The organism is Achromobacter sp. GD03932 (genome assembly GCF_029839485.1).
In the GTDB taxonomy this organism is placed as follows: Bacteria; Pseudomonadota; Gammaproteobacteria; order Burkholderiales; family Burkholderiaceae_B; genus Achromobacter; species Achromobacter bronchisepticus_A.
Genome location: NZ_JAOCAT010000025.1, coordinates 39,693 through 58,480 on the forward strand (window position 1 = coordinate 39,693; position 18,788 = coordinate 58,480).

Below are 18,788 nucleotides of genomic sequence, written 5' to 3' on the forward strand. Positions count from 1 at the left end.
CCCATCGTGTCAAGCTTGAAACTGACGCCATCGTATTGCCCCGACTGCCTCGTGTACCGCAGCGGGCCAGGCGCATTTTCGAAAAGGGTTCCGCCATGCAGCAAGCAACGCTCACGCCTCGCCAGGCACGCCTGTCGTATTTCTGCGCCTTCGCGTTCATCGCTGCAATGGTCGCGGCCGCCGCCGTCTGGAACGATCGCGAGATCGTGCTGCCCGAGATCGCCGCCATGGCAATCGCCTTGTGGGTCTACCGCGAGTCCGGTTGGATGCGCCATCCCGAGAAGATCTTTCTTTGGCCCACGGCAACGGCCTTGATGGGCTTTGGCATCAACCTGCTGGCGATACCCTATACCGCCAAACTGGCGCTCGTCCTGGCGGCGATGCTGCTGTTCTTCCTGCTGCTGCGCTACAGCTTGGCGCCTGCCCTGGCCACGGGCTTTTTGCCGGTGGTGACCAACGCCACCGAACCGTCATTCATTGCCGCCATTGTGATCAGCACCCTGCTACTGATGCTGGGCGTGATGCTGGGACGGCTGCGCGCCAGCACGGATCGCACCGCTTCCGTCCAGCCCAGGCTGATGGCTGCCTATGCCGCCATCAGCCTGGCCGGAATCGGCATCGCCGCGCTCGCCGGCAATACGCACCTGGCCGTACTGCCGCCAGTGGCCGTGGTGGTGTACGAGTCCCTGCACATGAAGATGTACTCGTGGCGCATGCTGTTCAAGCAGACTGCTGTGCTGACCCTGTCGGCCGCTGTCGGCGTGGCGCTCTATCTGACGGTCGAGGACTGGATGACGGTGGTCCTGCTGGACCTGGCGCTGATGTGGCTGCTGCTGCGCCTGTTCGAGATGCGCATGCCCGCCGTGTACGCGTTTCCGCTGTTGGCCTATGTCTTCCCGCGGGACGCGCTGCCGCAACTGCCCGCGGCGGCGCTGCTGGTTTCCTTGTTTTCCCTGACCTTGGTTATGGCCTATCGCAAGCTGCAAAAGCCGGCCATGGCGCTGGAGCGTCAGCCCCAATAGCGCCAAAGCCCTTGCGGCTCACAGGCCTGGGGCATGGCCCAGGCCTGGCACGGCGGGTAGTTGTCCCTAGCCGCCACTTTGCGGCTTGGCGCCCGGCGTCGGCACCCTGCCCGCCCGCATCTCGGTCGTCGTCACCCCGCCGAAGCCCCAGTTGTCCGTGTCGATTTCCTCGATCACGACGTGCGTCCACTCCGGCGGCTTGTGCAGCACGCGTTCGAGCGTCTCGGTGACTTCGCGGATGACCTGCGCTTTCTGCTCGGCGGTAACGCCATCGCGGGTAATGCGGATACTGACGAACGGCATGACTTTCTCCTGGTTGAAGTGCCTGTGCCCGTCGCCACGCCGGAGGTCGTTCTCAATCCAGCTTGGGATCAGGAAACGGCAGCTTATCCTGGGAAACGCTGGGCTGCGCTTTCCACTTGCCGTCCTGCTTGTAGAAATCCATCTGGTTCTCGTTGACCGCAGCCCCCAGGGTCACCGCGACCGTGCAGGCGACCTGGCCCGGATAGGTGGCGTCCACCGCAGGGATGCAGGTTCCAAGCTTGACCTTGGACGGCCGCGGCATGCCCGTGTCCGCCAGCATGTCGACGATCGCATCCGTGGCTTCGGGAATGGAAGGCAGGACCAGGTCCTGGGCCCGGGCCATGCCGCCCATTCCCAACAATGCAACCATCGACGCCACGGAAATCAAGGGCTTGAACATGCGCCAGCTCCATCAGAATTGAGACTCGCGGAGCTTAAAGGAAGCGCCCCTTTGTCACCGTAACAGAGCGCTACGCGACTATTCCTAAGGCAGCATCTGAGGGTTGTAGACCACTTCCCACAAATGCCCGTCCGGATCCATGAAGTAGCCCGCGTAGCCGCCATAGAAGGTATCGCCTGCCGCTTTGACCACGGTGGCGCCCGCGCCATTAGCCTGCTGCATCACCGCGTCCACCTCGGTTTTGGAACGCACGTTGTGTCCCAAGGTGAATTCAAGAGAGCCGCCCGGCCGCAACGCAATGCCCGTGTCGGCAGCCATGCTCGCGCGCGGCCACACGGCCAGTTTCACGCCATTCTGCAAGTCGAAGAACGCGACCGCGCCGTGTTCGAACTCCTTGCCGATGATGCCCTCGGTCGACAGCCCCAGCCCATCGCGATAGAAAGCCACCGATTTTTCCAGATCATCGACGCCCAGCGTGATGACCGTGATTCTTGGTTCCATGAGCTGCTCCGAAAGTGAGTCCGACTGCCAGAATAGCGCGCGCGGGAATGCGCGGGCCGCAACGCCGGGCGGGAAGCAACGCCTCTCAGTAATCCCTCGCCTCGTCGAACCAGCGCTGCGTTTGCTCTTCGCTTATGCCCAGCCGTTCGACCTGGGCAAGCTGGCTGAACTGCCACACCGCCTCGCCGATGTCTTCGCGCTCCATGGTCTCGATGCCCTTCATGCCATTGAAGTGGCTGGCGAAGGCAGAGATTGCGACTTGGACCTCAGCGGGATTGCTGGCGCTTTCCAGCGCCGCCTGCGCCTTGTCATAGGCGGTGTTCGCCGACTTCGCCATGCGGCTGCTCCAGCCCGAGAATGGCCGGCCGTATTCGCTCTGCCACCACTCCTGCTTGCGCAGCTTGGAGACGGAACTGTAGCCGCCCCAAGCGCGGACCTTCGCCCTCGCCGTCATCTGTGCCTTCAATCGCTTGCCCGCCGCTTCGTCGACGTTGAAGGCGATGAACCTGTCCAGCAGAGGCCAGCTGGCCAGTTCCGGCAACCCGGCCAGATCGGGCGTGTAGCGGATCTCCAGACTCGTCAGGCGCGACAACCGGGCCAGCGCCCCCCAGTCGCTGAAGCTGCCCCAAAGCGACAGGCTCTCCAACTGCGGAAAGCGCTCGATCCCTTGCAGTGATATGGCTTGTCCCAGCGGCGCGCCGTGCAACGTCAGCGCAGTCACGTTCTGCAGCGGGCCGAGGTCGGGCAAGGCATAGGGAGCTCCGACAGCCCGGCGTCCCAGCGCAGGCTGCAGCGACAGCATGTCGGGCAGCGGCCCCGCCACGGTAATGCGCGTCGGGTCGCCAAACAGCCCCAAGTTGCGGACCTGGGGCAGTCTGGCGGCTAGATGCCCTGACACCGCGTCCAGCCGGATATGCAGCGTCTGGATTCTTGCCGCGCCGGCGTCGATGGCGCGCCTGTCCGAAAATGCCGGCGCCCAGCTGAACTGCTCGATCTCGCGGCCTTGCGACCAGCCGAAGAAGCCGCTGTCGTTGCCGTAATAATCGATGTGGCGCGGCCATGCCGAGCCGGCAGGCGTGGAGAACGGATCGAACACCGCCCAGTTGATGGCGTCTTCGCCAGCCACGTGCAGATCGGCCTTCTTGCCCATGCAGGCCGGACCGATGATCAGGTTGCCGCGGCCTGCTTCCCTTGCGAAGACATGGCTGCCCGGCGCGATCAGACTCACCTGATACTGCCCTGCTTCGCTCACCGAGCCCGCCGGCTCGCCGGACACGTCTGTGGGTACGGACACGCTACTCTCCTTTTGCTCGGCGGGATCCGCTTGTCACCATCCCGTCCATTCATTGACGTCTACGCAGGCTCGCCATCCACCCGGAAGAACAGCGCAGTCTGCCCGTTCAGGCCCGCATCCAGGAACTCGAACTCGACGCGCCTGCCGGGTTCGACCACGTCGCCCAGGTATTCGACCCGATACATCACGCCGCCGATGCGGTAATTGTGGACCAGCGAGACAATCGAGGAGTTGGGGCTGCGCAGCCGGTAGACCACGGCCTCTTCGACCACGCCCCGCACGCCGTGCTTGTAGAGCCCCCGCTGCAGCTTGCGGCTGCGCATGCCGAACAGCATCCCCAGGATCGCAAAGATCGCCGCGACGAACAGCAGCGGCGGCAAAAACAGCCCTCCCACCAGCGGCACAAGGGCAAAGATCAGCATGAACTTGCGCGCGTCCAACTCTTCCCTGCGCACGGCCGCACGGTCGGCATCGCTGATTTCCTCGACAGCGACCAGGGACTCCGCGCTCATGGGGTACTCCGCCCGCAACAGCACGGGAGGCGAGTCTGGCTGCAGGGTCAGCAGGTGCAGGCGCACGGGCAGATCCGTCAGGCCCACGGCCGTCGCGGGTCCGTGTCCGCTGCGAGTGTCGCTGGCGATCTCGTTCCAGAACGGCAAGGCGGCCTCCACGCGCTGCTCGCCGAATCCGTAGCACACGCCCGGCGTCGAGAAACCCGGACCAAACGACGTCAGCCGGCCTGAAACGATCTGCTTAGCCAGCCGTCCCTTCAGCGCCCGGTCGAGGCTGCGCCAGCCTCGCGGAATGCGCAGCAGCTTGCGCCCGAAAAACACCGCCAGCGCTCCCATCACCGCAATGCCCGCCAGCAGTACCGCGCCTCCGCCGACATCCAGCGCGCGCCACTCGGACAGACCGAGCACGACAAAGGTCAACACGGAAAGCGCCAGCAGCAGCACCACGAAGACGCCGAACACGGCCATCAACCGTCTGCCGCGGGAGCATCTGCGCAGCAGCAGAATGTCGTCCTCGGTGAGCGGAGCATCTTCTATTTGCAGGGTCTGCTTCATGCGTTGATCGCCGCCTCCCGGACTCAATAGGTTCCGATGGGAACCTCGATCTTCAGCGGCGCGCCGCCCTTGGCCGGACGCAGGCTATACGTGTACACGCCGCCATCGCCATCAGCGAGCGCCGAATCCTTGCGCTCCACGGCATAGCGCTGCCCGTCGATCTCCAGCGTGCGGGCGGCGACGGCGCCGGCATGGTCAGGCACCAGCAGCCCGCCCACACCGTCTCCCGCATCGGCGAACTCGTAGTCGCGCAACTCCCCATCAACCCGCAGCAACTGCACCCGCGGCCGGTAAGGCGCCGCGTCCAGGTTCCAGCCATTGGTCAGGTCGGTGACCCAGGGGCCCGGAATGTCATAGACGCTGCCCAGTTGCTCTTCCGACACCTCGGGCCCTTCCACGACCAGGCAGCACACCACCTTCCCTGCGCGGGAGTCGTACACCGCCCAGTTGCTGCCGATGGCCGCCACGCCGGGCAGCATCGAAAAATGAAATTGCCGGTTGAACTGGCTGTCCGACACCTGGCGCCAGCCTCCAATATTGGGCGCTGGCGCAGGCGATTGCGCCTGGCTGGCCATTGCCATCAGAACGCCTGCGGCCAGGGCGCCGGCTCGGAGCAATAAACGTATCATCTCGGTGCCTGTCGTGGGCTTGTGGGGATCATCGGACTGGAGCCTTGCGCCGGCATAGTACCAGTGCCGGCGTTGCCGCCATGGCATGCGCGCCGCCGGCCTGCCGGCCGCGCGCGAACTTCGCTACTATCGACGCATGGCTCATCTCGTTCCTCCCTCAATCGCCCCCCAGGTCGCAGCGGCCAGCAGCCTCATCGAACGACATCTGGGCGCAGGCCTCGTCGCCATCCACCTGTTCGGTTCCGCCGTGGACGGCGGGCTGCAACCCCATAGCGATATCGACCTGCTCGTCACCGTGACCCAGCCGCCGGACGAAACCGTGCTGCGCGCGCTGGCCACGGCGCTATTGGCGATCTCCGCCCCGCCCGGTTCATCGCCCGACTTGCGCGCGCTCGAAGTCACCGTGCTGGCGCTGGAACACGTCGTGCCTTGGCGCCACCCAGCCAGGCGCGAACTCCAGTTCGGCGAATGGCTGCGAACCGATCTGATGGCGGGCGTCGTGGAACCGCCCATGATGGACCACGATCTGGCCATCCTGCTCACCAAGGTCCGTGGCCACAGCACCCCTATCGTCGGCCCGGAGGCCGCCCAGTTGCTCCAGGCCGTCCCCCGCGCAGACCTGAGGCGGGCACTGCTGGACACCGTCGCGCAGTGGAACACGCCCGAGGACTGGGCGGGCGACGAAAAGCACATCATCCTCGCGCTGGCGCGCATCTGGTACACGGCCGTCGCCGGGGGCATCGCCTCCAAGGACCAGGCGGCGGCGTGGCTGCTGGAGAGGTTGGAAGCGCCCTACCGCCCCGTCCTGAGCAAGGCGCGCGCGATCTATCTGGGACTAGAGGAAGACGATCTGGCGCAACGGCACGCTGCCGAAACCGCGGCATTCATTGCCCACGCCCGCGCCGCTATTGAAGGACTGGCCGGCAGCCGATAGCCCTGGAACACATGAACGGCCTGCTTGCCAGCGCGGATGCGGCGGGCAGCCTTTCAGGCATCACGGCTTCAGGTCGATTTCCATGCGCACGAAATCGCCGCGATACGTCACTTCGCCCAGGTAGATGACGCGGCGGTCCGGTCCGGTGAACACGCGCCGGACTTCCGCCACCGGCGCATTCACATTGATGCCCAAATGCCGCGCCACCTCGACATCGGCGGTCGAAATGGTCAGCACCTGGCGGGCAGAGACGATATCCACCGAGGACATCCCCATCAGAATGGGGATGACGGTTTCCTTGCGAAAGCGCGCAGGGTGCTTGGCAAAGATGGCGGCGTCCAGGTAGATGTTGATGACGCAGTACGGCTGCCCATTGCGGGCGTGAATGCGCCGCATGAAGACATACTTTTCCGCCGCGACGCCGTCCGAATCGTTCAGCAATGGCGTGCGCGTGGACTCATCGATATTGAGGATGGTCGGGTGCGTATCCCGATAGACGCTGGACAGGTTCTCGAGCGTAGTCTCGACACGGAACCAGCGGTTGTCCTGGGGCGCGCCCGTCACGAAGGTGCCGCGCCCCCGCTGCGGTGAAAGCAGTCCGTCGCGGGTGAGCCTTTCGATCGCCTGGCGCACCGTGACCTTGGCCACGTGGAACTCCTCGGCCAGCGCGTCCAGCGAGGGCAATTTCTCGCCGTTCTTCCACACACCCTTCAGGATCCGCTGCCGGAACAGATCCGAAAGTTGAACGTAGAGAGGGGCTTGGGCGGTGTCGAGAATCATGGCGTCAAAGTGTCCGCGACTATATCACGCGCCTGCGGTCGGGCCGCGCCGCGCGCGTCTTCCAGGATCAGCGCGGCGCCCTTCTCGCCGATCAGGATCGCGGCGGCGTTTGTGTTTGTCGACACCATGCGGGGCATGACCGAAGCATCGACGACGCGCAAGCGCTCGATCCCGCGCACGCGCAAGCGCGCATCGACCACAGCCCCGTCATCCCCGCCCATGCGGCAGGTGCCGGCGGGATGGAACACGGTGCCGCCCTTGTTGCGCGCGAATTGCTCCAATGCGGCGGCGGTCGTGACATCGTTGCCCGGCAGGTACTCCACGCCGGTCACCAGATCGCGGAACGACGGCTGGGCATAGATGTCGCGCAACATGCGCAAGCCCGCGACCAGGACCTTTGCATCGCGCGGCTCGGTCAGATAGTTCGAGACGATGCGCGGCGATGCCAATGGATCCGTGCCCACGATCTCCACGGTGCCGCGCGAATCGGGCCGGCATTGCGTCGCCGACGCGGAGAAACCGGAAAACCGGTGCAACGGGTCGCCGGGCTTGTCGACCGACAGCGGCATGACATTGAAGAGGATGTCCGCCCGGCCGCCGACCGCGTGCTCGGTCGCCGCAAGCCCCCCCACCTGGCCCGCGCCCACCGTGAGCGGTCCCCTGCCCTGGAACAGCCACTGCGCTCCCATGCCCGCAAGGCTGAGCGGATTGCGCACCGCGTCGTTGAGCGACATGCGCCGCTTCAGCTTGACGATCACGCGCGCCTGGTAATGGTCCTGCAGGTTGCGGCCGACTTCCGGCGCGTGCGCCGCAACCGCGATGCCGTGCCTGGCAAGCAGCGCCGCATCGCCCACGCCCGAAAGCTGCAGCACCTGGGGCGATTGCAGCGCGCCCGCCGCAAGCACCACCTCGGAATCCGCCATCGCACGCTTCAATTGGCCCTCTTGCACCCACTCCACGCCCAGCGCCCGGCCGCCTTCGATCAGGATGCGCGTGACATGGGCGCCGGTTTCGATCACCAGATTCGGACGCGACCGGACCGGATACAGGAAGGCGGTCGCGGCGTCGCAGCGCCAACGGCTGCCGAGGGTCAACTGGTAAGGTCCCACCCCTTCCGATTCGGCGCCGTTGAAATCGTCATTTCGCCGGCAGCCGGCCTCGACTGCCGCTTCCACCCACGCAGCCGTGTAGGGATGTTCATTGCGCAGATTGGAGACGCGGAGTTCGCCGGCCCCCCCGTGGTACTCGGACTCGCCCCCGTCGTAGCGCTCGGATTTCTTGAAATACGGCAGCACGTCCCGATAGGCCCAGCCGGTCGCGCCGAGATCGGCCCAGTCGTCGTAGTCCTCATGTTGCCCGCGGATATACAACAAGCCGTTGATCACGCTAGACCCGCCCAGCGCCTTGCCGCGCGGCCACAGGATGGTGCGATCGCCGGTCTCGGCCTGGGCTTCGACCGGGAACAGCCGGGAGAACCGCGGATCGTAGATGGTCTTGAAGTAGCCCACCGGCAGCTTGAGCCAGAAATTGTGCGCGGCCGCGCCCGCCTCCAGCAGCAGCACGCGCACCGCAGGATCGCGGCTGAGCCGATTGGCCAGCACGCATCCGGCGGAGCCGCCGCCAATGACGATGTAGTCAAAGCCCGTCCCAGCCGGAATGCTCATGCCTTGATCGCCTCCAGATAGGCAGAAGGATCGAAGTAGCGCGAAGCCGGAACCGGATTCGGAATGTTCCCGGCCTGCGCGAAGAAGTCGGTCACCTGCTGCAGCCAGCGGGTCACTGAACCGTCTTCGTACTTGGTGCGCCATTCGGCCGTGGAGAAATACTTGGCCTGCTTGAACTGCGCCTTGAACTCGGCCAGCGGCACGTCCTTGTACTGTGTCTTCTGCAGCGTCTCCACCGCGGCATCCGGGGTTTTCACGATGGCGTCGTTGGCCTCGCCCCAGGCGGCGATGAGGCTGCGGATGGCCGGCTTCTGGGCTTCGTAGAAATCGTTCCTGGCCGCCCATCCGCCCATGATCGCCGCCTCCGGATAGAACGCGGAAGCGTCGATCAGCATGCGCGCATTGGACACCTTGGACCGGACGATCGTGTCGAACGGCACCCACAGCGCGACCGCGCTGACCGCGCCGGAGACGAACGAAGTCACGGCGTCGGCCATGCGCTGGTTGACGATCTGCACGTCCTTGCCCGGGTCCAGCTTGGCCGCGCGCAAAGCCCGGTCCAGGAACACATGGGCGGTCGTGCCCGTGGTCGTGGAGATCTGCTTGCCCTTCAGGTCGGCCACGGTCTTGATCGACTCGTCGCGGACCCAGAGTTGGGCAGTGCCGTACTCGATGTCGTTCACGAGAAAGACCTTGCCCTGGCCTCGGGCTGGAAAGTTCGACACAACCGCGCCGGTGGCCAGCACATCCAGGCTGCCGCCTATCATGGCCTGGAAGATTTCCAACCCCGTGGTGAAGACGATGGGCTCCAGTTCCAAACCATGCTTGGCATAGCTGCCCATCTGCAAGCCCAGCCACAAGTGGCCGTCGACGGCGGGCGTATGCAGGTAGCCTACGCGCAGTTTCTTGCGCGCCTGGCCTATGGCGGGCGCCGCGATCGCTGCGATGGAAGCGGCCATGCCGGCCTTGAGTAGGGTTCTGCGGTCGAGCTTCATGGTGTCTCCTTGTGGTGGGGCTGCTGACGCAGGCTCAATCGGTCGGCCGGACGGATTGGCGGGCCTGGGCTTCGTACTCGAACATGACCAGCTCCCGGATCTCGCGGCTCAGCTCGACGAAGCGAGGGTCCTCGTGGACCCGCTCCGATCGGGGGTAGCCGAAAGGCACCTCTATCACCTTGCGTACCTTGGAAGGTCTCGCTGTGACCACGACGATCTTCGACGACAGGTAGATGGCCTCTTCCACCGAGTGGGTGATCAGCATCACCGTCTTGCCCTCGGTCTGCAGCACCTCGAGCAGCAGGTCCTGCATGGCGGTCCGGGTCTGCGCGTCCAGCGCGCCAAAGGGCTCGTCCATCAACAGGAACTGGGGCTTGACGGCGTAGGCTCGCGCGATTGCCAGCCGCTGCCGCATACCGCCGGACAGGTGCTTCGGAAAGTGATCGGCGAAATCGCTCAGGCCCATCAGCTTCATGTAGCGCTGGCAGATCTCGGCGCGCTCCCGCGGGTTCGTCTTGTTGGCCGCGAGCTTCATGCCGAACTCGATGTTGCCGCGCACCGTCAACCACGGGAAGACGCCATATTCCTGGAAGATCACGCCGCGGTCGGGTCCGGGCGCCGTGACAGGCTGCCCATCCAGCGTCACGGAGCCGGAGGTGGGCTGCACGAAGCCGCCGACGATGTTCATCAAGGTCGTCTTGCCGCAACCCGAGGGGCCGATGATCGACACGAACTCGCCATCCCGGATGTCCAGCGTCACGCCATCCACCACCCTCATGGGGCCTGTGGCCGTGGGAAAGTCCACCGTAACGTTGTCGAACCTGATCCTGACTTCCGGTTCCTGGGAAGGCTTCGGCGTAGCGGTATCCACGCTGCGCAGTTGAGTGCTCATGGTCATGGTCTTGAATGTCCGGGATGGTCTCAGGCGATACGGTCTTGCCACGCGACCAGGCGCCGGCTTGCGGCCCTCAGCGCCAGGTCCATCAGCATGGCGATGAGGCCGATGCAGATGATCCCGACGTAGATCACGTCCAGCTGGAAGAACGAGGAGGCATTCTGGATCAGCGCCCCCAGCCCCTGCTGGGCCGCAATGAGTTCGGACGCCACCAGCGTGGCCCAGGCCACGCCCAGCGCCACCCGGATGGCGGTCAGGATGTGCGGTACGGTCAACGGGACGATGACCTTGATGAAGATCTCCACATCATTGGCGCCCAGCGTCCGTGCGACGCGCACGAAGATCGGGCTGATCTGGGCGATGCCCTCGTACATCACGATGACGCCGGCAAAGAACGAGGCATAGAACAGGATGACGGTCTTGGCCGATTCGCCGATGCCGAAGTAGACGATCACCAGCGGAATCAGCGCGATCGGCGGGAGCGCGCGGAAGAAGTTGATGACGGGATCGATGAAGACCCGCAGCCCGCGATACCAGCCCAGGCAAAAACCCACGGGCACTGCCACCAGGATGCCTAGCGCGACTCCGGTGAAAACGCGGCGGGCCGACATCCAGATGTCCAGCCACAGCCGGTCCTTGGAGAGCTCTATGAACTTTTCGACGACCGCGGCGGGCGAAGGCACGAGCGCGGGGCTGACCAGCCCGCTGGCGCGCACCGCCAGCCACAGCAAGAGGATGCATAGCCATGGCGCCGCGATGAGCAGCGGGCGCGAGATGAAGGACGGAAGGCGCATGGTGTGTATAGAGGGTTAGACCTGAGTTGCAATCCGTAAGTGCTAAACATACTATAGACCAGCACTTAATATCTTCATGCCATGACAAACCCTAATACGAATCAAGCCTGGGCCATCGAACCATTCACGCTTGCGCGTATCCAGGCCTACGTCCTGCGATGGCCGGTCAAGCGTCCGGTACAAACCTCGTTCGGCACCATGCATGACCGCCCCGCCCTGCTCGTGCGGGTAGAAGATGCGGACGGCGCGGTCGGCTGGGGAGAGGTCTGGTGCAACTTTCCCGGCTGCGGCGCCGAACACCGCGCCCGCCTGCTTGAAACCGTGGTCGCGCCGCTGGTCGTCGGCCAGTCCTACGCCTCGGCCGAGGCCGCGTTTGCCCACATGAGCGCGCGCACCGCGGTACTCGCCATCCAGTCCGGCGAACCTGGCCCCATCGCGCAGGTAATCGCCGGCATCGACCTGGCCTTGTGGGACATGCTGTCGCGCCGGGCTGGCGCGCCGCTATGGCAATTCCTGGGCGGCGCCTCGGACGTGATCCGCGTCTATGCAAGCGGCATCAACCCTGACCGCCCCGAAGATACGGTGCTCGCAAAACACGCGGAGGGCTATCGCGCCTTCAAGCTCAAGGTGGGCTTTGGCGAAGAACGGGACCTCGCCAATGTCAGAACGGTGCGCGCCCGGCTGCCCTCGGGCAGCGAGCTCATGCTGGACGCCAATCAGGCCTGGGATCTGGCGGGCGCTCTACACATGAGCAACCGCTTCAGCGAGTTCACGCCGCGCTGGCTGGAAGAGCCGCTGCGCGCCGATCGCCCGCTATCGGACTGGGCGCAATTGGCAGAAAAAACGGATATCCCCCTCGCAGCCGGAGAGAACCTCATCGGTTCAGACGCCTTCGAGGCCATGATCAACAGCAGGACGCTCAAGGTCGTGCAGCCGGACCTGGCCAAATGGGGCGGCATATCCGGCTGCTTGCCCGTGATCGACAGGATTCACGAGGCCGGACTGCGCTATTGCCCGCATTTCCTTGGCGCGGGTGTCGGCCAGCTTGCGTCGGCGCACATTCTGGCGGCGCGGGGACGAGCCGGCGGCATGCTTGAAATCGATGCCAACGAGAACCCGCTGCGCGCGGCTCTCAGTCCGGCATTGGGTGCGATCGTTGAAGGAGAGGCCCAGCTCGGAAACGCGGCGGGGCTGGGCGTACAGCCGGATATCGCGCAATTGCGCGATATCTGCGGTGTGCGTTCATAACATCCCGGAAAGAAGGCCCGCAATTGTCCGGGCCGCGGGGTTCAACAGGGCCTGACGTCAGCCGGCCGTGCTCCTCGCAAGACGCATCTGGAGAAAGTCGAGAAATACCTGGACCTTTTTGGAGTGCCTGCGATTCGGTAGATACGCCGCATGGACGCACACACTCTGTTCTTGAGGATTGACCTCGTAGTCCTCGAAGAACCGGCGCAGCCGCCCGGCCCGCACGTCCTCCCGGATCAGCCATTCCGCCAGCAACGCGATGCCCTGCCCATCCAGCACAGCTTCGCGCAGCATGTCCGAGTTGTTGGCGGCCAAACGCCCCTGCACCTCCACGTGCCGCACCTCGTCATCGCCGCGAAGGAACGACCAGCGTTGCGGCCCGGCCTGGTGGGCGAATCGCAGACAGTCGTGCTGTGTCAACTCCTCAGGCGCAGTGGGCGTGCCGTGCCGCTCCAGGTATTCATGGCTGGCCACCACATAGCGCCGGTGCTCGGCCAATTTGCGCACGATCAATTGAGGCTGCAAGTCCGGTGTGCCGATGCGGACGGCGACATCGATCCGCTCCGCCACCAGGTCCACATACGCATCGGATAGCACCAGATCCAGTGACACGCGCGGATTCTCGCGCAGGAAACCCGAGATATAGGGTCCCAGGCACAAGCGCGCGAAGGTCACTGGCAAGGAAACCCGCAAGGGTCCGACCGCGACCGCGCCAACGTCCGACACGCTGCCGTCGGCCTCCTCCAGATCCGACACAACCCTGGACACCTGCTCCAGGTAAGTCGCTCCTGCGTCGGTCAACGTTACCCGGCGCGTCGACCGGGTCAGCAGCGCGGTACCGAGAGACGCCTCCAGGGTATCGATCAGCCGCGTGACGGAAGACGTGGCGACCCCCAGGCGCCGCGCGGTTTTGGAGAATCCTCCTGACTCGGCCACGTCCAGGAAGACGCGCAAGGCTTGCAGTTTATCCATGGTTATCTTTGCGAAATACGCAATCCTACGTTGCGATAAAGACCGATTCATTGATTTTTACGCAAAGACTAATCTGGCGTTCCTCTCAACGCAAGGAGCCACGCCGTGAAATCCCTGTCCATCGGCGATTCTCTCGTCAGCGGTGCGCAACCGCCCGCGGCGTTCCTGCAAGCCCTTCAACAGGCCGCCGTAGCGGCCGCCAACTGAGCCCCTGGAACACACCAACATGCCTTCCACGCAAATTACCGCCGCCGCCAAGGATCAGAATTCAGCCGCCTCATCGGGGCTGCCACTACGCTTGACCTTCATGCTGGCCGGCAGCGCCGGCCTGTCGGTCGCATCCCTGTACTACAGCCAGCCCATGCTGGGAGTGCTGGCGCCGGACATCGGCGCCTCTCCCCAGTCGGTCGGACTGCTGCCAACACTGACCCAGTTGGGCTATGCCCTGGGCATCCTCTTCCTGGCGCCGCTGGGTGACCGGCATGACCGGCGCAGGATCATCCTCACCAAGGCCGCCATCCTGTTCGCCGCGCTGCTGCTCGCGGCCCTGTCGCCCTCTTTGCCGACGCTGCTGGCCGCCAGCCTGGCCGTCGGCGTGTCCGCAACGATGGCACAGGACATCGTTCCGGCAGCCGCAACATTGGCGCCAGCCGCGCATCGCGGCAAAATCGTCGGCACGGTGATGACAGGCCTGCTGCTGGGCATCCTGCTGTCCCGGGTAGTCAGCGGCTTCGTTGCCGAGAACTGGGGTTGGCGCGCCATGTTCGCGGCCGCCGCCGCCAGCATCGCGCTCGTGGGCCTGGCCGCAAAGCGCCAGCTCCCGCGCTTCGAGGCCAGCACGCAACTGCCTTACTTCGCGCTGCTGCGATCGCTGGCCGCGCTATGGCGGCAACATTCCGCACTGCGCCGCGCCACTTGGGCCCAAGGCCTGCTGTCTATCGGCTTCAGCGCCTTCTGGTCCACCCTGGCCATCATGCTGCATGACGAGCCCTTCCACCTGGGCGCGGCCGCCGCCGGCGCCTTCGGACTGGCCGGCGCGGCAGGAGCCATGGCCGCTCCCATCGCCGGACGCATCGCCGACCGCCACGGCGCCCCGCTGGTCACCCGTCTGGGTGCAGGCCTGGTCGTCGCGTCCTTCGCCGCCATGGGAGTGGCCCCGTTCATGGCGCCCGGCGCGCAGCTAGGGCTGCTGGTCGCCAGCGCCATCGGATTCGACCTGGGCATACAGGCCGCACTGATCGCGCACCAAACCATCATCTACGGCATCGACGCCAATGCCCGCAGCCGGCTCAACGCGGTACTGTTCACCGGCATGTTCATCGGCATGGCCGTCGGGTCGGCGTTGGCAGCCTTGCTGTATGCACAGTTCGGATGGATGGCGGTGACGGTGCTGGCGACGGTCACGGCGCTGGGAGCATTATTGGTGCGATTGAGGGGCTGACGGCAGCGCTCTCATCTCCCGACTCAAAGAGAAAGAGGCGCCGAAGCGCCTCTTTCATTCACCGCAAGACAACAGCGGGATCTCCCACTCGATTATCAATAATCGAAAAATATCCTTGCATATCAATGAATTACTTATACAAATGTCCATGATGCCATGGAAAGTACCATGCCGCACCAAGAGAAGTTGAGCTAGCCACCATTGGATAACGTTCAACCTTCAGCCTTGCGTCGCTTCTCCCGCTCGGCGTCGGTGAGGTCGCCTGGCCACCTCGCCAACTCGTCATCCGAAAGGCCCGCCAGGATTTGCGGCAGGTTCGTGGTCCGGTGCGGAGGCATCGGCAGGTCACTAGACGGCGGCCCGTCGATGATGAAACACGGCTCGGTCTGATCGTCTTGGTGCGACTTCTTCATGCTGTTTCCACTTGACCCATGGTTCCTTACGCCAGTTCAACCACTCTGGCTGCAGCTGCTCCCACCGTGTGCACCTTGCTGAACTCAACACTGCGATGTGCAGCTTCTTGTTGAAGCTCTCCAACATTTGAATTCAAACGGTCTCGCTGCTTGTCGCTAAGCGTTATATCGTCATCGTTGGGTGTGCCAAACACTAAGGCAGCAGTCAACGACGGATTTCGCTCCTTCGCCAAGGCCAGTTTCCACATTTTCGCTCGCGCATCTTCCATACCCTGATTTTGCTGCGATGGCCTCAAGCGTGTGAACCGATTCGCAAGCTGCTGGACAGACTGGGATATCCAACCTCACGGGCGCCGAACCAAAGCGTGTTATCGCGTGGATCAGTGACTACGACTGGTACCAAGGTAGGAAGCCCCAAGGCATCGCCAAGCAACGCGCACAAGCATTCTGCAGCTATTTCACGATCCCCGGCCCTTTTGACCACGCATCTCTGCGAAAGACCAGCAATCAGCACAATCGCATAGCTCGCACCAGTAATACCCTCACCCACGGGCATCAACGTGCTGGGAATCAAAATACCTTGTTCGATCTTCACCGATACCCCCTAAACTGAATCAATTCGCCAATGCCAGCGTGAGCATATGCATCAGCCCACCAGTTCCTCAAGCGTACTCACAACCTTAAACTGCACTTGCTCGAAGTTCTTGAAGTGGCGCTTTCCGCACTCGATACGCAGGTCTTCAATCGGCCGCAACAAGTCGAGTTGCACGTGATCGCCAGTCCCGGTCTTCTTCGTTTCCGCCACAAAATAGAGCGTCGCATCGTTGCGGTAGGCCAGTGCCCAGTCGGGGTTGTACGGCCCGACCGGCGTGTCGATTCGGAACCAGCGCGGCAGCTTGATGTAGAACAGCACATCCTCGTTGTCCTCGCATGACTGCGCAAAAGCGCGTTCCGGCCCGGAATTGGAGTCAATGACGATGTGTGAGAACAAGGTTTTTTCCTGTTTCTCAACGGCCCGGACATTGGCCGAAAATACCTCCATCAGGTCATCATTCTCGAAGCGGCGCATCTCGTAGTACACATTGTCCAGCCTCGTGTACTTCACACCGCTGCCATCGGAACCATCACCATAGACTAGGAATTCACGCTTGACCGCGTTGGCGATCTCCGAAGTGTGGTCGATAAACGCTTGCGGGTTGTTCACCGCCTCGTTCAAGCGTCCAGAATCGAGCAGGATGCGCGCCACAGTGGATTTGGAAAGCCCAGTCTTGGCCTGCACCTGGCCGACGAAATCCGGCATCACGTACTTCGCCTCCACGCTCTGCGTGCGATACCCAACCTGCTTACCAACCACCCCCTCCACACCAATGGCGATCTCTGCGCGAGTCAGTGCCACCTTAGGTCTTTCGATGGCTGGCATCTTCGATTGGATGCGGCTGGCTGCCTTGGCGATTAGTTCGCTAGTCTTGTAATCCACGCTGTAACGTGTGCGCGCCCGAATCCGCTCCCAGAGCGCTAGGAATTGCGAGTCGGTGTCGTATCCCTTGCGAAGACGCACTGTCACCTTGTCGCGCTCGTTTTTCACCATATCGCGCTTGAATCGCACGCCCGCTTCGACCATCTCCGTTTGCAACTGGTTAGCGAAATCCTCGTAGCTCTCGTTGGCGACCACGGTAAGCCGGTTGACGGCCGGATCGCGCACCCTCTCGCCGTCCTGGTTCACCGCCAAGCGCAGGCCGCGCCCAATCTCCTGACGCTTCTTGATCTCGGAACTGGACTCTGCCAGCGTGCAAATCTGGAACACGTTCGGGTTGTCCCAGCCTTCGCGCAAGGCGGAGTGGCTGAAGATGAAGGCCAACGGCTCGTCCAGGCCAAGCAGGCGCTCCTTGTCACGCATGATCAGCTCAAAGGCCCCCGCCTCGGCATCTGCCTTGGTCTTTCCCGTCAGCGTTTCGAAAGGCGACACGGCGCGCTTGTCCTGCGAGAAGTAGCCGTTGTGCACTGCTGGTGCATCGGCACTCATGACTCCCTCGAACTCCTCCTTGACCTGGTACTGCGCATAGATTTCCTCGAACCACTGCGCGAACTTGCCTTTGGACGTGCTGCCATCCTCCTCATATACGCGATAGTTCGATACCCGGTCGATGAAGAACACCGACAGCACCTTGACGCCCATCGGGTGCAACTTGCGCGCCTTCTCGAAATGGCGGCGTACCGTAGCCTCGATCTGCATACGCAGAATGGCATCGGTCAACGCACCATGTGGGCGCCCCAGCGCCACGCGCACGTCGTTGGCGAAAGTGACGAAGCCCTCGCCCGCGTCGATTTCGTTGACGATAAATCCATCGCGATAGATTTCACGCTTGTTGGAGAACTTCTCGGCGTACAGATCGTCGCCGTTCTTTACCGTTATCGACTTCTTGGCTGGCCCGCCAGCCTGGTTCACCCAGATCGTGAGCTTGGCCGATACGCTGCGCTTTCCGGTCTTGAAGCCTTCCACCTCCACGTAAGCCTGGTTGGCATCCTTCAATTCGATCACCGAATCCACGCCGATCTGCTTGACCAGGCCCAGTTCGTACGCCCGCACCGGGTCAAGCGAATAAATCAGGTTGTAGGCGTTGCGGTGGGTAGCCGAATAGCGTAGCGCGCACAGCGGGTTGAGTCGCGCGATGGCCTGCTTGCGAATGTCGGTTTCCAGGTTCTGCGGCTCATCCAAGATCACGATGGGTTGCGTGCCCTGGATGAACTCAATGGGCTTCATCCCCGTCTCGCGCACCTGGTTGATGACGTTGCCCTTGCTCTTTTTCTTGGCCTTGCCGCCCTTGGCGTCATCGTCCCCCTCGGTGGAATCCTTGGCGAAGGCGTCGATGTTGATGACTAGGATCTGGATCGCGTCAGACAGGGCAAAGTTGCGAAGTTGGTTCACCTTGCCCGAGTCGTACACCATGAACTCCATCCGTTCATAGTCGTAAAGCGTTTGGAAGTGTTCGCGCGTGAGTTTCAGGCTAGACAGCACGCCTTCGCGGATCGCCACCGAAGGCACCACGATCACGAACTTCTTGAAGCCATAGGTCTTGGACAATTCATGGATGGTGCGCAGGTAAACGTAGGTCTTGCCAGTGCCCGTCTCCATCTCCACCGTGAAGTTGGGAAAGCCGCCAACGGGCGTTCCATCGTCCAACGCCATCGCCGCCAGCGCGTCCGACGGTTCGATCCCGTTGGCTTCCTGCCCGGCACGCAGGTTAGCCAGCCACTGCGCATCGTCAATTACCCGCCGGTTGGCGATACCGGTTTCGGTCAGTGCCAGGCTGGAAAGAGCGTCGTCCCGCATGACGGAGGTTTGGGAGGCATCCGGCTGCCCGGCGAACAAGGCCGTCACGGCGCGGATCGCATCGAGCTGGTAATCCTGATTGGCGTCAAACTGCAATTTCATGGA

20 protein-coding genes are annotated in these 18,788 nt (G+C 63.4%); 4 read left to right on the forward strand and 16 right to left on the reverse strand.

The genetic code is table 11. The features are described from left to right. The first annotated feature begins 95 nt into the window (after positions 1 to 95). Positions 96 to 1,022 (forward strand): hypothetical protein, encoded by a 927-nt coding sequence (locus tag N5C88_RS21925; protein ID WP_280016227.1) that lies wholly within the window; start codon positions 96 to 98, stop codon positions 1,020 to 1,022. A 66-nt stretch (positions 1,023 to 1,088) separates the two neighbouring features. Here N5C88_RS21925 and N5C88_RS21930 read toward each other — a convergent pair whose 3' ends face one another. From N5C88_RS21930 to N5C88_RS21955, 6 genes are all read right to left on the reverse strand, one after another. Then, positions 1,089 to 1,325, reverse strand: coding sequence for a 4-oxalocrotonate tautomerase family protein (locus N5C88_RS21930; RefSeq protein WP_047351050.1), 237 nt, complete (start codon positions 1,323 to 1,325; stop codon positions 1,089 to 1,091). A gap of 52 nt (positions 1,326 to 1,377) precedes the next feature. After that, positions 1,378 to 1,725: a hypothetical protein gene (locus N5C88_RS21935; RefSeq protein WP_280016228.1), complete on the reverse strand. Its 348-nt coding sequence runs from the start codon at positions 1,723 to 1,725 to the stop codon at positions 1,378 to 1,380. An 84-nt stretch (positions 1,726 to 1,809) separates the two neighbouring features. After that, complete coding sequence (locus tag N5C88_RS21940) at positions 1,810 to 2,226, reverse strand: VOC family protein (protein ID WP_059373190.1); 417 nt, start codon at positions 2,224 to 2,226, stop codon at positions 1,810 to 1,812. 85 nt (positions 2,227 to 2,311) lie between these two features. Beyond that, positions 2,312 to 3,520 carry a hypothetical protein gene (locus N5C88_RS21945; protein ID WP_280016229.1) on the reverse strand — a complete coding sequence of 403 codons (1,209 nt, stop codon included), beginning with the start codon at positions 3,518 to 3,520 and terminating at the stop codon, positions 2,312 to 2,314. Positions 3,521 to 3,579: 59 nt separating this feature from the next. Then, on the reverse strand, positions 3,580 to 4,587 hold the full coding sequence (locus N5C88_RS21950; protein ID WP_280016230.1) for a hypothetical protein: 1,008 nt from the start codon (positions 4,585 to 4,587) through the stop codon (positions 3,580 to 3,582). 23 nt (positions 4,588 to 4,610) lie between these two features. Next, entirely contained in the window at positions 4,611 to 5,168 is a 558-nt protein-coding gene (locus tag N5C88_RS21955) for a hypothetical protein (RefSeq protein WP_280016231.1), read from the reverse strand. Positions 5,169 to 5,352: 184 nt separating this feature from the next. Between N5C88_RS21955 and N5C88_RS21960 the strand changes: the two genes are divergently transcribed. Then, positions 5,353 to 6,150, forward strand: a complete 798-nt coding sequence (locus tag N5C88_RS21960; RefSeq protein WP_280016232.1) for an aminoglycoside adenylyltransferase family protein — start codon at positions 5,353 to 5,355, stop codon at positions 6,148 to 6,150. Between the two features lie 60 nt (positions 6,151 to 6,210). Here the strand turns inward: N5C88_RS21960 and N5C88_RS21965 are convergent, their stop codons facing one another. The 5 genes from N5C88_RS21965 to N5C88_RS21985 are packed head-to-tail and all read right to left on the reverse strand — an operon-like array spanning position 6,211 to position 11,278. Continuing rightward, complete coding sequence (locus N5C88_RS21965; RefSeq protein ID WP_059373200.1) at positions 6,211 to 6,930, reverse strand: GntR family transcriptional regulator; 720 nt, start codon at positions 6,928 to 6,930, stop codon at positions 6,211 to 6,213. Further along, on the reverse strand, positions 6,927 to 8,594 hold the full coding sequence (locus N5C88_RS21970) for a GMC family oxidoreductase N-terminal domain-containing protein (RefSeq protein ID WP_280016233.1): 1,668 nt from the start codon (positions 8,592 to 8,594) through the stop codon (positions 6,927 to 6,929). Before N5C88_RS21970 ends, N5C88_RS21965 begins: the two co-directional genes overlap by 4 nt. Further along, positions 8,591 to 9,589, reverse strand: coding sequence for an ABC transporter substrate-binding protein (locus tag N5C88_RS21975; protein ID WP_054456339.1), 999 nt, complete (start codon positions 9,587 to 9,589; stop codon positions 8,591 to 8,593). Before N5C88_RS21975 ends, N5C88_RS21970 begins: the two co-directional genes overlap by 4 nt. A 34-nt stretch (positions 9,590 to 9,623) precedes the next feature. Continuing rightward, complete coding sequence (locus N5C88_RS21980) at positions 9,624 to 10,481, reverse strand: ABC transporter ATP-binding protein (RefSeq protein ID WP_059373647.1); 858 nt, start codon at positions 10,479 to 10,481, stop codon at positions 9,624 to 9,626. Positions 10,482 to 10,510: 29 nt separating this feature from the next. Continuing rightward, entirely contained in the window at positions 10,511 to 11,278 is a 768-nt protein-coding gene (locus N5C88_RS21985) for an ABC transporter permease (RefSeq protein ID WP_059373204.1), read from the reverse strand. 81 nt (positions 11,279 to 11,359) lie between these two features. Between N5C88_RS21985 and N5C88_RS21990 the strand changes: the two genes are divergently transcribed. Beyond that, positions 11,360 to 12,526 carry a mandelate racemase/muconate lactonizing enzyme family protein gene (locus tag N5C88_RS21990; protein WP_280016234.1) on the forward strand — a complete coding sequence of 389 codons (1,167 nt, stop codon included), beginning with the start codon at positions 11,360 to 11,362 and terminating at the stop codon, positions 12,524 to 12,526. Positions 12,527 to 12,583: 57 nt separating this feature from the next. Here N5C88_RS21990 and N5C88_RS21995 read toward each other — a convergent pair whose 3' ends face one another. After that, a complete protein-coding gene (locus N5C88_RS21995) occupies positions 12,584 to 13,498 on the reverse strand; it encodes a LysR family transcriptional regulator (RefSeq protein WP_118932191.1) in 915 nt (304 codons plus the stop codon). Between the two features lie 307 nt (positions 13,499 to 13,805). Between N5C88_RS21995 and N5C88_RS22000 the strand changes: the two genes are divergently transcribed. Next, positions 13,806 to 14,939: an MFS transporter gene (locus tag N5C88_RS22000; RefSeq protein ID WP_280016273.1), complete on the forward strand. Its 1,134-nt coding sequence runs from the start codon at positions 13,806 to 13,808 to the stop codon at positions 14,937 to 14,939. A gap of 212 nt (positions 14,940 to 15,151) precedes the next feature. Here the strand turns inward: N5C88_RS22000 and N5C88_RS22005 are convergent, their stop codons facing one another. From N5C88_RS22005 to N5C88_RS22020, 4 genes are read right to left on the reverse strand one after another with little or no spacing between them, the layout of a single operon-like run. After that, on the reverse strand, positions 15,152 to 15,352 hold the full coding sequence (locus N5C88_RS22005) for a hypothetical protein (RefSeq protein WP_280016235.1): 201 nt from the start codon (positions 15,350 to 15,352) through the stop codon (positions 15,152 to 15,154). A 26-nt stretch (positions 15,353 to 15,378) separates the two neighbouring features. Then, on the reverse strand, positions 15,379 to 15,621 hold the full coding sequence (locus N5C88_RS22010; RefSeq protein ID WP_280016236.1) for a hypothetical protein: 243 nt from the start codon (positions 15,619 to 15,621) through the stop codon (positions 15,379 to 15,381). A 23-nt stretch (positions 15,622 to 15,644) separates the two neighbouring features. Further along, positions 15,645 to 15,947 carry a hypothetical protein gene (locus tag N5C88_RS22015; protein ID WP_280016237.1) on the reverse strand — a complete coding sequence of 101 codons (303 nt, stop codon included), beginning with the start codon at positions 15,945 to 15,947 and terminating at the stop codon, positions 15,645 to 15,647. 51 nt (positions 15,948 to 15,998) lie between these two features. Continuing rightward, the gene (locus N5C88_RS22020) at positions 15,999 to 18,785 is read right to left on the reverse strand and encodes a DEAD/DEAH box helicase family protein (protein WP_280016238.1); all 2,787 of its coding nucleotides are present in this window, start codon (positions 18,783 to 18,785) and stop codon (positions 15,999 to 16,001) included. Between the last annotated feature and the right edge of the window lie 3 nt (positions 18,786 to 18,788).